The following is a 13,665-nucleotide window of genomic DNA, read 5'->3' as shown; positions in this document are numbered from 1 at the left end:
GGCAACGTGCGCGAACTGGAGAACGTGATCGAGCGCGCGGTCGTGCTCTCCACCACCCCGGTGATCGGGGCGGACCTGCTGCCCGACCACCTCACCGGGCGGAACACGGCCGCCCCCATCCTCGAGCTGCGGCCCGACGCTACCCTGTTCGAGATCGTGGAAGACCTGGAACGCCGCGTGATCATGGAGATGCTGGAGAAATGCAACTGGAACCAGACCGAGGCGGCGGAGCGTTTCCACGTCCCCCTCTCCACCCTCAACCAGAAGATCAAGCGCCTGAACATCGAGATCAAGCGCAAGAACGGGCGCTGAGCCGCCCCGGCCCTGCTCCCGCCAACTCCGCCAGGACCAGGGGTCACGGGGGATTGTGACATCTGTCACAGACCGCGCTGACAGCCCGGGATAGCTTAGACGCAATTCGGAGCACCCTTGAGTCGTAGTGCCCAAGTCGTAGTCCTGGCGTTGACAACTGCGCTGCTCGCCATTCCCCTTGCAGCCATGACCCCATGCCAGCGCCAGGACTCCCACCCCGCCTGTCCCGGTCATTGCCCCAAACCAATGACCCCGCAACAGCCAGGGATGGACGGAACGGCGCCGTGCTGCCAGCTATCCTCCGGGATGCCGGCGGCGCCGGTGCAGAGCTTCGCGCGCAGCAGCGGCACTGCCCCTGTCGTCCTGCGCACCGGGGTTTCCACGGTTCCGGCAGCGCCCGAGCCCGGCTCTCGTTCTTCGGAACGGGCCGGGCCCCCGCGCACCCTGGGCCACTCACCGCAAGCGCTCAACTGCGTGTTCCTGATTTAGCGTCTCTTCTCCTGTCATTCCGGCTCAGGCGCTCCGGCGCCTGAGTGTCTGCGCAACTTCAAACGGAAGCGAGAGGTGTCATGGACAGGAAGAGAGTCTCACTCCTCATACTCTCGGTGATTTTGGCGGTGGCGCCGGCGCTGGCCTACGGGCCAGCGGGTTTACCGGACTCACCCGTCCCCGCGGCGGCGGAGACCACCGTCACCGTGGATGAGCTGGTGCGTGAGGCACTGGCCCAGAATCCGGCGGTGCAGGCGGCCGAACACCGGGTGGCGGCGCAGCGCGCCCGCATCCCGCAGGCGCGCGCCTTGCCCGATCCCAAGTTCTCGGTGGGCTGGATGGGCAATATCCAGCCCTTCTCGGTGCAGGACGGCGATCCTTCGAGCTACCGCGGGGTCAGCGCCATGCAGGAGATCCCCTATCCCGGCAAGCTCAAGCTGCGCGGCGCGATCGCCGGGAGCGAGGTGGGCGCGGAGGAGGCCGACGCGGAGGCAGTGCGGCGGCGCGTGACCGCCGAGGTCAAAGCTGCCTACTACGAATACTTCTTCGCCCAGAAGGCCCTGGAGATCACCTCGCAGAATAAGGCCCTGCTGCAGAAGCTGGCCAAGATCGCCGAGGCCCGCTACCAGGTAGGCAAGGGCCTGCAGCAGGACGTGCTGCGGGCGCAGACCGAGATCTCGCTGCTGGACCAGCGCCTGACCGTGCTGGAGGCGCAGCAGCGGACGGCGCAGGCGCGGCTGAACGCCCTGCTCTTCCGTGACCCGGAAGCGGCGCTGCCGCCGGCTGCCGCCTTCCAGCCGGCGAAGCTCGACTACCCCCTCGCCGCCCTCTATCGGATGGCGGGCGAGAACGATCCCGGGCTGGCGCGCGAGCAGCGCCAGATCGAGCGCAGCCACTACGCATTGGCGCTGGCCCGCACGGACGCCTATCCCGACCTGGACGTGGCCTACATGTACCAGCAGCGGCCCATGCTACCCGACATGCACGGCTTCACCTTCACCGTCAGCATCCCGGTCTTCTACAAGAGCAAGCAGAAGCAAGCGATCCGGGAGGCGGGAGAAGAGCAGGCTGCCGCCGAGCGCAGCCGCGACGACCGCCGCACCGAGGTCGACTTCGCACTGAAGCAGCAATACCTGGCGGCCAAGGCTTCGGAAGAACTGATGCGCCTGTACTCACAGGCGATCGTGCCGCAGTCCTCACTGGCGCTGGAGTCGTCGATGGCCGCGTACCAGGTCGGCAACCTCGACTTCCTCAGCCTGATGGGGAACTTCACCACCGTCCTCGACTACCAGGTCGGCTACTACCGCGAGCTGGCCAACTACCAGATCGCGCTCGCCCGCATGGAGCCCATGGTGGGCACCGAGCTCACGAAATGAAGGAGCACGTGATGACAAGCAAACGAACGGTCCTGATCCTGGTCGCGATCCTAGCGGCGCTCGCCCTCGCCGCCGCCCGGCAGCATGAGCACGCCGCCCAGAGCACACAAAGGGCGGCGGAGACCACGCCCCCTCCCCAGCGCAAGGTCCTCTACTGGTACGACGCCATGAACCCGGCGCATCACTACGACAAGCCGGGTAAGGCGCCGGACGGAATGGACTTGGTGCCGCAGTATGCCGAAGAGCAGGGGGGAAGCGCTCCCGGCGCGGTGACGATCTCAGGACAGATGCAGCAGCTTATCGGGGTGCGCACTGGCACGGTGGAGCGGGAATCACTCACGCGCGACATCCACACCACCGCCCAGCTCACCACCGACGAGACCCAGATCTCGCACGTGCACGTCAAGGTCAACGGTTGGATCGACCAGGTATTCGTGGACTTCGTGGGGCAGCGGGTCAAGAAGGGCCAACCCCTGTTCACGCTCTACAGTCCCGACCTGGTGGCTACCCAGCAGGAGTACCTGGTGGCGCTCCGCGGGGCCAAGGAGCTGGGCACCTCCACCGTTCCGGGTGTGGCCGAGGGAGCGCAGGCGCTGCTGCGGGCGGCCCGCGAGCGGCTGCGCTTGTGGGACCTCAGCGACGAGCAGATCCAGAAGCTGGAGCAGACAGGCGAGGTCAGCCGCACCCTGAGTTTCTACTCTCCGGTCGAGGGTTTCGTGACCGACCGCAAGGCCTTTCCGCAGACCGCGGTCACGCCCGACATGGACCTCTACACCGTGGCCGACCTTTCCACCCTGTGGGCCGACGCCGCCATCTACGAGTACGAAGCGCCCTACGTACGCGTAGGCCAGCGTGCCACCGTTCGTCTCAGCTACCAGCCGGGCAAGAGCTACAGCGGGCGGATCAGCTACGTTTATCCCACCGTCGATCCACAGACCCGCACCGTCAAAGTGCGTATTGCTCTAACCAATCCCGGCTTTGATCTCAAGCCGCAGATGTTCGCCGAGGTGGACCTGAAGGTGGACTACGGTCGGCAACTGGTGGTGCCGCAAGAGGCAGTACTCGACTCCGGCCAGCGACAGACGGTGTTCTTGGCTGAGCCTGGGGGGCACTTTGCGCCTCGCAGGGTCACCCTGGGCGCGCGCGTGGACGACAAGGTCATCGTGCTCTCCGGGCTGAAAGAGGGCGACCAGATCGTGACCTCGGGCAATTTCCTGATCGATTCCGAGAGCCGCCTGAAGAGTGCTATGGGGGGAATGCAGCACTGAGGAGAAAGCCATGATCAACCACGTCATCGACTGGTGCGCGCGCAACCGCTTCCTGGTCTTTCTCTTCGTGACCGCCGCGGTGCTGCTGGGCTGGCATGCCCTGACCAACACCAAGCTGGACGCCATCCCCGACCTCTCCGACACGCAGGTCATCGTGTACACGCGCTGGGACCGCAGCCCCGACATCGTCGAGGACCAGGTCACCTATCCCATGGTCTCGGCGCTTCTGGGCGCGCCCAAGGTGAAGGACATTCGGGGCTTTTCCGACTTCGGGTACTCCTACGTGTATGTGATCTTCGAAGAGGGAACGGACCTCTACTGGGCGCGCTCCCGCACGCTGGAATACCTGAACGCGCTGCACCTGCCCGAAGGCGCTCAGGTGGAGTTGGCCAAGGACGCCACGTCCGTGGGCTGGGTCTACCAGTACGCGCTGGTGGACACTAGCGGCCGCTACAGCCTCGACCAGATGCGCTCGTTCCAAGACTGGTACCTGCGCTACGCGCTGCAAACCGTGCCCGGCGTCGCCGAAGTCGCCCCCGTGGGCGGTTTCGTGCGCGAGTACCAGGTCAACGTGGACCCCAACAAGCTGCTTGCCTATCACATCCCCATTGAGAAGGTGGCGGAGGCGGTGCGCGGTTCCAATAGCGAAGTAGGGGCGCGGCTGGTGGAGTCCACCGGGCGCGAGTACATGGTGCGCGGGCGCGGCTACGTCCGCTCGCTCCAGGACATCGAACAGGTGGCGGTGGGCGCCGATCCCAGCGGCGATCCGGTCTATGTTCGTGATCTGGGCACGGTGACCTATGGGCCTGACTTGCGCCGCGGCGTGGCCGAACTGAACGGCCAGGGCGAGGTGGTGGGCGGCGTGGTCATCATGCGCTTCGGAGAGAACGCGCAGCAGGTGATCGCGCGGGTGAAGGAGAAGCTGGCTGAGGTTCAGCCCACACTACCCCCCGGTCTGAAGCTGGTCACCACTTACGACCGCTCTGAGCTCATCCAGCGCGCCATCGACAACCTGCGCGAGACCGTGCTGGAGGAGTTGGTCATCGTAAGTTTGGTCATCCTCATCTTCCTCTGGCACTTCCCGAGCGCCGTCATTCCCATCTTCACCATTCCCATCGCGGTGCTGCTCGCATTCATCCCCATGCAGGCCACCGGCCTGACCGCCAACATCATGTCACTGGGCGGGATCGCGGTGGCCATCGGCGCCATGGTGGATGCCGCCGTCGTGGTGGTGGAGCAGACACACAAGAAGCTGGAGCACTGGGAGGCCGAGGGCCGTCCCGGTGACTACCGCGAGGTCATCATCGGTGCGGTGAAAGAAGTCGGTGGACCCAGCTTCTTCGCCCTGCTGGTGATCGCGGTCAGCTTCCTCCCGGTCTTTGCGCTGGAGGCCCAGGAAGGCCGACTCTTTCATCCCCTGGCGCTGACCAAGAACTTCGCTATGGCCATTGCGGCGGTGCTGGCCATCACTTTGGACCCGGCCCTGCGGCTGCTGTTCACTCGCGTCGACGAGTTTCAGTTCCGCCCGCGCTGGCTGGCGCGGGTAGCCAATGCCTTGCTCGTGGGCAAGATTCACAGCGAAGAGAAGCACCCCATCTCCCGCCCGCTGATGCGCCTCTATCATCCCGTGGTCGAGTTCGTGCTGGAGCACCGGGTGGCGACCATCGGCGTGGCCGTCCTGGCCATGGTTGCCACGGTGCCCGTGTTCTTCCGCCTGGGCTCCGAGTTCATGCCGCCGTTGGACGAGGGAGTCGTGCTGTACATGCCCACCACTCTCCCTGGCATCTCGGTCACCGAGGCCACCCGCCTGCTGCAGGTGCAGGACAGGATCCTGAAGAGCTTCCCCGAAGTGGAGAGCGTCTTCGGCAAGGCCGGGCGTGCCGAGACCGCCACCGATCCGGCGCCGCTCTCCATGATGGAGACCGTGGTGGTGCTCAAGCCGCAGTCGGAGTGGCCGAAGAAGAAGCGCTGGTACTCCAATTGGGCGCCGGAGCGCTTGCAGAGTCTCTTGCGGCGTGCCTGGCCCGATCACATCTCCACCGAGGATCTGATCTACGGCCCCGGCGGGATGAACGAGGCCCTGCAATTCCCCGGGGTCATCAACGCCTGGACCATGCCCATCAAGAACCGCATCGACATGCTGTCCACCGGTATACGCACACCCGTAGGCATCAAGGTGGAGGGCTCCGATCTGGCGACTATCGAACAGATCGGGCAGCAGATCGAGATGGCGCTCAAGGACGTTCCCGGCACCACCAGCGCCTTCGCCGAGCGCACCACCGGCGGATATTTCCTCGACTTCGACCTCAACCGGCCGGAGCTGGCGCGCTATGGCCTGACCGTGGACGACGTGCAGAACGCCCTGATGACCTCGGTGGGCGGCGAACGCGTCACCACCACGGTAGAAGGCCGTGAGCGCTATGCGGTGGGCGTGCGCTACCTGCGCGACTACCGCAGCGATCCCCAGGCCCTGGAGCGCGTGCTGGTTTCAACGCCCGCGGGTGCGCAGGTTCCCTTGGCGCAACTGGCCGTGCTCAAGACGCGGACCGGCCCGGGAATGATCCGTGACGAAAACGGACGGCTCAGCGGCTACGTCTACATCGACGTCTCCGGCCGCGATCTGGGCAGCTACATGGACGACGCCAAGCGTGTGGTCGCCGCCAAGGTCCACGTCCCGCCCGGTTACTCCCTGGTGTGGAGCGGACAATACGAGGCGATGCAGCGCGTCAAGGACCGGCTCAAGTTCGTGCTGCCGGTCACTCTGTTTCTCGTGATCCTGCTGCTCTACTTCAACACCAAGTCGGCAGTGAAAACCTTCATCATCCTGCTGGCCGTGCCCTTCTCTGCCATCGGCGCCATCTGGCTGATCTACCTCTCCGGCTACAACCTGAGCATCGCGGTGTGGGTGGGGCTGATCGCGCTGCTGGGGGTGGACGCCGAGACCGGCGTCTTCATGCTGCTCTACCTCGACCTCGCCTACCACGAGGCCATCTGCCGGGGCCGCATGGCAAGCTGGGGCGACTTGCGCGAGGCCATCGAACAGGGCGCGGTCAAGCGCCTCCGCCCCAAGCTGATGACCGTGGCCTGCATGCTCTTCGGGCTCTTCCCCATCCTGTGGTCGGTGGGCACGGGCGCCGACGTCATGAAGCGCATCGCGGCGCCGCTGGTAGGCGGCATCCTGACCTCGTTCCTCATGGAGCTGATCGTCTATCCCCCGGTCTTCGCCATCTGGAAGTGGAACTGGGAGGTCAAGCCGCGGTTGAAGAAGGGAGAGGCCCATGGGTAGCGCGCGGGGTCTTGTGCTCTTGCTGACGGCAGCGGTGGCTCTCGGCGGTCCGGCGGCCCGCGCGGCCGGCCCGCCCGCGGAGCCCGCACCGGAAGCGCAGTTCGCGGCCTTGCGGGCGCAGCTTGACCAGGCCGCCGACGCGGCCCTGCGCGAGGCGCAGCAGCCCGCGCCGGCGGTCACCGGCCCGCAGTCCCGGCCTCCCGGCGCTTCGGCCGGCCCGCGGGATGCGAAGACACCGTCGCTGTCCCCGGCGGCAGCCGCCCGCGTCCAGCAGCTCCGCCCCCTGGTCGAACCGATCCTGGCGAGCGAGGGCATTCCCCCGGAGATGATCGCGGTGCTGCTGGTGGAGAGCGCCGGCAATCCGCTGGCGCTCTCCCCCAAGGGGGCGCGCGGGCTGTGGCAATTCATGCCGGAGACGGCACGGCGCTACGGCCTGCGGGTGGACGGAGAGCACGACGACCGCCTCGACCCGGAGCTTTCCACCCGCGCTGCCGCCCGCTATCTGCGCGACCTGCAGCAACGGTTCGGTGACTGGCCGCTGGCCCTGGCCGCTTACAATGCCGGTGCGGTGCAGGTGGAGCGCGCCGTGGCGCGCACCGGCGTGCCCGATTTCTGGCTCCTGAGCGCTCAGGGTCTGCTGCCCCAGGAGACCCGCGCCTACGTGCCTGCGGTGCTGGGGGCCATGCCATCCCCCGGTCTGCTACGGCCCGGATGGGTGCGCGCCCCGCTGCGGAAGTCACGGCCGCCAGCGGTGGTCTACGCCCGCCCCGCACCCCCTCGCGGGTCTGGCGTCATGGCCGTGCCTCTGCTATAGTTCCGGCGTCCCAAATGGAACTGATCTCTCCAGTTCAGATCGCCAAGCGCAGTGTGCTCACGGTGCAGGACTACTCTGTACTGGCGGGGCGCTCGGTGCACAACCTGTTCACCCACCCGCGCTACCTCGCCGACACCCTGCAGCAGGCCGACATCATCGGGGTGGGCTCGTTGCCCATCGTGGTGCTGACCGGCTTCTTCACCGGCGCGGTGCTGGCCCTGCAGACCTCGGCGACCCTGCAGAGGTTCGGCTCCATCTCCCTGACCGGGCAGGTGGTGGCCCTCTCCATGGTGCGCGAGCTGGGACCGGTGCTCACCGGCTTGATGGTGGCGGGGCGCAACTCCAGCGGCATGGCCAGCGAGCTGGGCTCCATGAAGGTGACCGAGCAGATCGACGCCATGCGCTCGCTGGGCACCGACCCCACCAAGAAGCTGGTGACCCCCCGCGTGATGGCCACCGTGTTCATGCTCTTCATCCTCACCATCATCTCCGACCTGGTGGGGCTGATGGGCGGGCACTTCGTCTCCTTCGCCCTGCTGGGGCTGGACACCAGCCAGTACTGGAACACCGCCTGGCAGTCGCTGGTGTGGCAGGACGTGACCATGGGGCTGGTCAAGCCGCTGATCTTCGGCTTCATCATCTCCACCGTGGGCTGCTACTACGGGCTCTCCACCACCGGAGGCACGCAGGGAGTGGGCCGCTCCACCACCCAGTCGGTGGTGGCGGCTTCGGTGCTGATCCTGGTGGTGGACTTCTTCGTCACCCGCTTCCTGATGGTGGCGCTGGGAGTGCACTGAGGCGGAGGGAGGAGCCAGCATGTCCACCATCTCCGCCGCCACCGACCTGGGCGCCCGCAGGACGGCGGACAGCGGCCAGCAGATCATCGTCTTCGACGACGTGGCCATCGGCTTCGAGGGGAAGAACGTGCTCGACGGCGTCTCCTTCGCGCTCACCCGGGGCGAGACCAAGATCCTGTTCGGGGTGGCGGGGGTGGGCAAGTCCACCCTACTCAAGCTGGTGCTGGGGCTGGAGAAGCCCGACCGCGGGCACATCTGGGTGCTGGGCCAGGACGTCACCGCCATGCGGGAGCAGGACCTGTTCGAGTTGCGCCGCAAGATCGGGATGGTCTTCCAGGAGAGCGCGCTCTTCGATTCCCTTACGGTGCAGGAGAACGTGGGCTACCGGCTTTACGAGGAGCGGCTGGGGGAGGAGGAGATCCGGCGGCGGGCCCAGGAGGCCCTGCGCTTCGTCGAACTGGGCCACACCCTGGACATGTTCCCCTCGGAGCTTTCCGGAGGCATGCGGCGGCGGGTGGCCATCGCCCGCGCCATCATCACCCAGCCCGAAGTGCTGCTCTACGACTCACCCACCGGCGGCCTGGACCCCATCACCTCCACCCGCATCATCGAGCTGGTGGTCAAGCAGCGCGACTTCTACAAGACCAGCGCCCTGCTGGTGACCCACCGCCTCCAGGACGGCTTCACCATGGCCACCCACTACTTCGATCCCCAGAAGAACGAGATGCGGCCGCTGGCGGAGAATCCGGGGGCCGACGTCAACACCACCTTCGTCCTCCTGCGCGAAGGCAAGGTGATCTTCAACGGCACCGCCGAAGAGATGGGCGCCTCCCAGGACGAGTACATCAAGGAATACATCGCCTGAGCGCCTCAGGCGGGGCGGCTGAGCACGGTCTGATAGCGGCCGGAGCCGCCGGGCTCGGCCACCGCCTGCATGCTGGCCACCTTCTCCGCGATGCGCTTCTCCAGGCGCGCCACCCGCTCCTGGCTCTTGGGATTGCTGGCGATCAGCTTCTCCACGTTGAGCAGCAGCTCGGGGGCCAGCAGCTTCTCCCGCACCTCCGGGATGAAGGGGCGGAACTTGGCCCAGAGGAAGAACATCTCCCCTGCCGTATCCAGGAAGAGATCCTCGTGGAGGGCGCCGCGGAGGACGAAGCTGGCCGCCATCTCCCAGAAGGAGACGACCTGGCGCACGTTGTTGCTCTCCGGGGTGGCGAAGGAGGGGATGGCGCGCAGCACGTCCTCCGCGCTGCGCGGCCAGAACTCCAGCACGCAGAAGTTGCGCGCCTTCTTGAGTTCGGGCTCGCGCTTCAGCTCGAAGAGCTGGAGCATGATCTGGGCGTCGGCGGGGCTGGCGTGGTGGAGCATGGGACACCCCCGCCTTTAGCCTAGGGGAAGCGGGAGCGAAGGGCGGCGGCTTTCGCGGCCGGCGGGCGGGGCCGCCACCCGAAACGGTCCCCGGTCCGAATCGGGAAGCGCTAGCCTCGCCCGGCCGCCGCCTGCTTCAGCATCTGCCGCCGCTGGGCGATGCGCTTCTCCAGCTTGGCCACCCGCTCGCGCCCTTCCTTGGTGCTCAGGGCCACCTGCTCGATGCGGGCCATGAATTCAGGCGCCTGCGTCTTCTCCCGCACCTCCTGGAGAAAGGGCTTGAACTTGGCGTAGAGGAAGTACAGCTCGCCGCCCCAGTCGACGAACAGGTCCTGGTTCACCACCCCGCGCAGCACCAGCGAGCAGGCCATGTCCCAATAGGTGATGCCCTGGCGGAACCAGGCATTGCGCTGGCTGCCAAAGTCCTGGATGAGCTTCACGACCTCGTCGGCGGCGTCGGGCCAGAACTCGACTACCAGGAAGTTGCGCGCCTTGCGCAGTTCGGTCTCGCGGCGCAGGTTGTAGAGCTTCATGACCACGGCGGCATCGTCGTGGGTGGGCTTCTTCTGCTTGGCCATGCTGGCTCCTCGGAAGTGAGATGGGAATGAGATGGGGATGCGGGACGGAAAGTCGCGGAAAGTTCAGGCCACCGCCACCGGCTCCCCGGCGCGGGAGTAGTCGCACTCGGAGTTGGGGCAGGAGATCACCGTGCCCGCTTTGCCGGTCTTCTCCACCAGGTAGGCGTGGCCGCAGCGCGGACACTTCTCCGCCAGCGGCTTGTAGGCCGAGGTGAATTTGCACTGGGGATAGCGGGAGCAGCCATAGAAGAGGTTACCGCGCTTGCGTGCCTTCTTCTCCACCAGGTCGCCCTCGCCGCACTCCGGGCACTTCACCCCGATCAGGTTCTGTTTGACGTACTTGCACTCGGGATAGCCGCTGCAGGAGGTGAACTCGCCGTAGCGGCCGTGGCGGATCACCAGGTTGCGCCCGCACTGCGGGCACTTCTCCTCCAGGGGGATGTCGGGGACCTTGCGTCCCTGGTCCAGGCGGCGGGTGGTCTTGCAGTCGGGATAGCCGGTGCAGGCCATGAACTGCCCGAAGCGGCCGCGCTTGAGCACCATGGGCCGGCCGCAGTTCTCGCAGTACTCTTCGTGCTGGGTCTCCTGCAGGTCGGCGGAGTCCAGGTCGGGGAGGTCGATGGGGTTCTCGCGGGTGAAGGAGCAGGAGTTGGGATCGTCCTTCTTGTAGGAGCTGCAGGCGTAGAAGGAGCCGTGCTTGCCCCACTTGATGACCAGGGGCGAGCCGCAGCGCTCGCACTTCTCCTCCGTGGGCTTCTCCATCCGCTTGACGTTCTCCATGTGCTTCTCGGCGAAGCGGAGGTCTTTCTCGAACTTCTTGTAGAACTCGTTGAGGGTGTCGGTGCCGGTCTCCTTGCCCTCCTCGATCTCGTCCAGCTCCTCTTCCAGGCGGGCGGTGTACTGCAAGTCGAAGATGTCGGGGAAATTGGCGACCAGCAGGTCGGTGACCACCAGCCCGATCTCGGTGGGGGCGAACTTGCCTCCCGCCTTCTGCACGTACTGGCGCTCCTGGATGGTGGAGAGGATGGTGGCGTAGGTGGAGGGACGTCCGATGCCGCGCTCCTCCAGCTCCTTGACCAGCGAGGCCTCGTTGTAGCGCGGCGGGGGCTCGGTGAAGTGCTGCTCCGGCTTGAGTTCCTTCAACGTCAGCTTCTGACCCGGCGTTAGCGGCGGCAGCTTGTGCTTGAGGGCCTCGTCCTCCTCGTCCTTGCCTTCCTTGGACTCCTCGTAGACCTTGAGGAAGCCGTCGAACTTCATCACCGAGCCGGTGACGCGGAAGGGGAAGCTCTCGTCCTTGGCGCGGGCGCTGATGTCGACGCTGGTCTGGTCGAAGACGGCGGGGTTCATCTGCGAAGCCACGAAGCGCTGCCAGATGAGCTTGTAGACCTTGTACTCGTCTTCGTGCAGGTAGTGCTTGATCTGGTCGGGGTGGCGGGCGACCGCGGTGGGGCGGATGGCCTCGTGGGCGTCCTGCGCGTCCTTCTTGGACTTGTACAGGATGGGATCCTGGGGCAGGTAGGCGGCGCCGAAGTCGCGCCCGATGAATTCGCGCACCTCCGCCAGGGCGTCGTTGGAGACACGGGTGGAATCGGTTCGCATGTAGGTGATGAGGCCGACCGACCCTTCTTCCCCCAGCTCCACGCCTTCGTAGAGGCGCTGGGCGATCATCATGGTGCGCTTCACGCTGAAGCGCAGCTTGCGCGAGGAGTCCTGCTGCAGCTTGCTGGTGGTGAAGGGAGGATAGGGGTTGCGGCGGCGCTCGCGGGTGTCCACCGCGGCCACCGTCCACTCCGCCTTGCGCAGCTTGGCCTCCAGGGCCTGCGCGGCCTCCTGCTTGGGAACGAGATTCTTTTCGGGATTGGCGCCTACCAGGCTGGCATCGAAGGTGGGCGGCTTGGCGGCGGCCAGATGGGCGTCGAGGGTCCAGTATTCCTGCTTCTGGAAGGCCTTGATCTCGCGCTCGCGCTCCACGATGAGGCGCACGGCCACGGTCTGGACGCGGCCGGCGGAGAGCCCGCGGCGCACCTTGTCCCAGAGCAGGGGCGAGATCTGGTAACCCACCAGGCGGTCGAGCACGCGGCGGGTGAGCTGCGCGTCCACCAGCTTGCGGTCGATCTCGCGGGGCTGCTGGAAGGCCTCCTGTACGGCGCGCTTGGTGATCTCGTTGAAAGTGACGCGGTGGATGGGGACGCGGCTGGCAACCTTCTTTTTCTTCTTCTTGCCGTTGACGGCCTCGCCCCCGAGCTCTTCGGCGAGGTGGGCAGCGATGGCTTCGCCCTCGCGGTCAGGGTCGGGAGCCAGGTAGATGGCTTCGGCGCCGGCGGCGCGCTTCTTCAGGTCGGCCAGGACCTTTTCCTTGCCCGGGATGACGATGTAGTCGGCCTGGAAGTCGTTCTCCAGGTCCACCCCCAGGGTGCTCTTGGGCAGGTCCTTGACGTGGCCCAGCGAGGCCGCGACGGAGTACCCCTTGCCCAGGTATTTCTGGATGGTCTTGGCCTTGGCCGGCGATTCGACGATGACTAAGCCTTTGCTCAAACTCCCTCGATTCTCCCTTGTTGCCTTCGTGCAATGGGTCTCAACCTAGCACGGAATGGCGGAAAAACGCGAATCCGGCACCATTCCTGCTAATGCTCGATTGCTGTGAAGTGGTAGTGCGCGCGGAGCTTAGAAGGCGCGAACAAAATTCTTGCCGGGCAATTGACGAACCTTCCCGGCTAGCTCCAGCTCGAAGAGCGCGGCAAAGATCTCCGATGAGGAAAGCTCCGGCTCCAGCTGCTCCACCAGCTCGTCGATCTGAGTGGCCTCGTCCGTCTTGAGCAGCGCCAGGACCCGCTTTTCGTGCGGGGGCAGCTCCTGGCCCTCGAATAGAGATGCCGTAGCGGGCTCCGCGGTTGCAGAAGGCAGGCGGTCGGCCAGTTGCTGTTTCACGTCCGCGGGCAGCTCTTCCCAGATGTCCTCCCAGGTGGCCACCAGCTTGGCGCCCTGCTTGATGAGCGTGTTTGGCCCCCAGGAGTTCTTGTTGGTCACGTTGCCGGGGACGGCGAACAGTTCGCGGTTCTGCTCCAGGGCGCAGCGCGCGGTGATGCGCGTGCCTGAATACTCGCCCGCCTCGACCACCAGCACGCCCACCGCCATGCCGCTGATGATGCGATTGCGGATGGGAAAGTTCTGGGGCGCGGCGAAGGTGCCCAGGGGGAACTCGCTGGCCAGCGCGCCTCCCAGGGCCAGGATGCTGTCGGCGATCTTCTTGTTCTCGCGCGGGTAGATGACGTCGATGCCGGTGCCGAAGACGGCCACGGTCCGGGCCTTGGCCACGAGGGCGCCGCGGTGCCCGGCGGTGTCCACCCCGCGGGCCATGCCACTGATAATGATGACCC

General features: G+C 66.2%; 11 protein-coding genes. 7 read left to right on the top strand and 4 right to left on the bottom strand.

Features of this window, described 5'->3' with window-relative positions; genetic code table 11:
* From VEG08_13580 to VEG08_13550, 7 genes are all read left to right on the top strand, one after another.
* A partial coding sequence (locus VEG08_13580) for a helix-turn-helix domain-containing protein (GenBank protein ID HXZ29018.1) occupies positions 1-312 on the top strand: 312 nt, incomplete at its 5' end.
* A gap of 569 nt (positions 313-881) precedes the next feature.
* On the top strand, positions 882-2,177 hold the full coding sequence (locus tag VEG08_13575) for a TolC family protein (protein HXZ29017.1): 1,296 nt from the start codon (positions 882-884) through the stop codon (positions 2,175-2,177).
* Between the two features lie 11 nt (positions 2,178-2,188).
* Positions 2,189-3,445 carry an efflux RND transporter periplasmic adaptor subunit gene (locus VEG08_13570; GenBank protein ID HXZ29016.1) on the top strand — a complete coding sequence of 419 codons (1,257 nt, stop codon included), beginning with the start codon at positions 2,189-2,191 and terminating at the stop codon, positions 3,443-3,445.
* Between the two features lie 10 nt (positions 3,446-3,455).
* Positions 3,456-6,731, top strand: a complete 3,276-nt coding sequence (locus tag VEG08_13565; protein ID HXZ29015.1) for a CusA/CzcA family heavy metal efflux RND transporter — start codon at positions 3,456-3,458, stop codon at positions 6,729-6,731.
* Complete coding sequence (locus VEG08_13560) at positions 6,724-7,545, top strand: lytic transglycosylase domain-containing protein (GenBank protein ID HXZ29014.1); 822 nt, start codon at positions 6,724-6,726, stop codon at positions 7,543-7,545. The genes VEG08_13565 and VEG08_13560 overlap by 8 nt, the downstream gene beginning before the upstream one ends.
* A gap of 14 nt (positions 7,546-7,559) precedes the next feature.
* Entirely contained in the window at positions 7,560-8,342 is a 783-nt protein-coding gene (locus tag VEG08_13555; GenBank protein HXZ29013.1) for an ABC transporter permease, read from the top strand.
* A gap of 19 nt (positions 8,343-8,361) precedes the next feature.
* Positions 8,362-9,207 (top strand): ATP-binding cassette domain-containing protein, encoded by an 846-nt coding sequence (locus VEG08_13550; GenBank protein HXZ29012.1) that lies wholly within the window; start codon positions 8,362-8,364, stop codon positions 9,205-9,207.
* Positions 9,208-9,212: 5 nt separating this feature from the next.
* Here the strand turns inward: VEG08_13550 and VEG08_13545 are convergent, their stop codons facing one another.
* The 4 genes from VEG08_13545 to VEG08_13530 all read right to left on the bottom strand — a co-directional run.
* Complete coding sequence (locus VEG08_13545) at positions 9,213-9,710, bottom strand: hypothetical protein (protein ID HXZ29011.1); 498 nt, start codon at positions 9,708-9,710, stop codon at positions 9,213-9,215.
* 110 nt (positions 9,711-9,820) lie between these two features.
* Complete coding sequence (locus VEG08_13540; GenBank protein ID HXZ29010.1) at positions 9,821-10,288, bottom strand: hypothetical protein; 468 nt, start codon at positions 10,286-10,288, stop codon at positions 9,821-9,823.
* Between the two features lie 63 nt (positions 10,289-10,351).
* Positions 10,352-12,823, bottom strand: a complete 2,472-nt coding sequence (gene topA / locus VEG08_13535; GenBank protein HXZ29009.1) for a type I DNA topoisomerase — start codon at positions 12,821-12,823, stop codon at positions 10,352-10,354.
* Between the two features lie 129 nt (positions 12,824-12,952).
* A partial coding sequence (locus tag VEG08_13530) for a DNA-processing protein DprA (GenBank protein HXZ29008.1) occupies positions 12,953-13,665 on the bottom strand: 713 nt, incomplete at its 5' end.

It is taken from the genome of Terriglobales bacterium, from assembly GCA_035624475.1.
Lineage (GTDB): Bacteria > Acidobacteriota > Terriglobia > Terriglobales > Acidobacteriaceae > DASPRL01.
The sequence above is the reverse complement of the archived record's forward strand: the minus strand, read 5'-3'. Positions and strand labels throughout refer to the sequence as shown.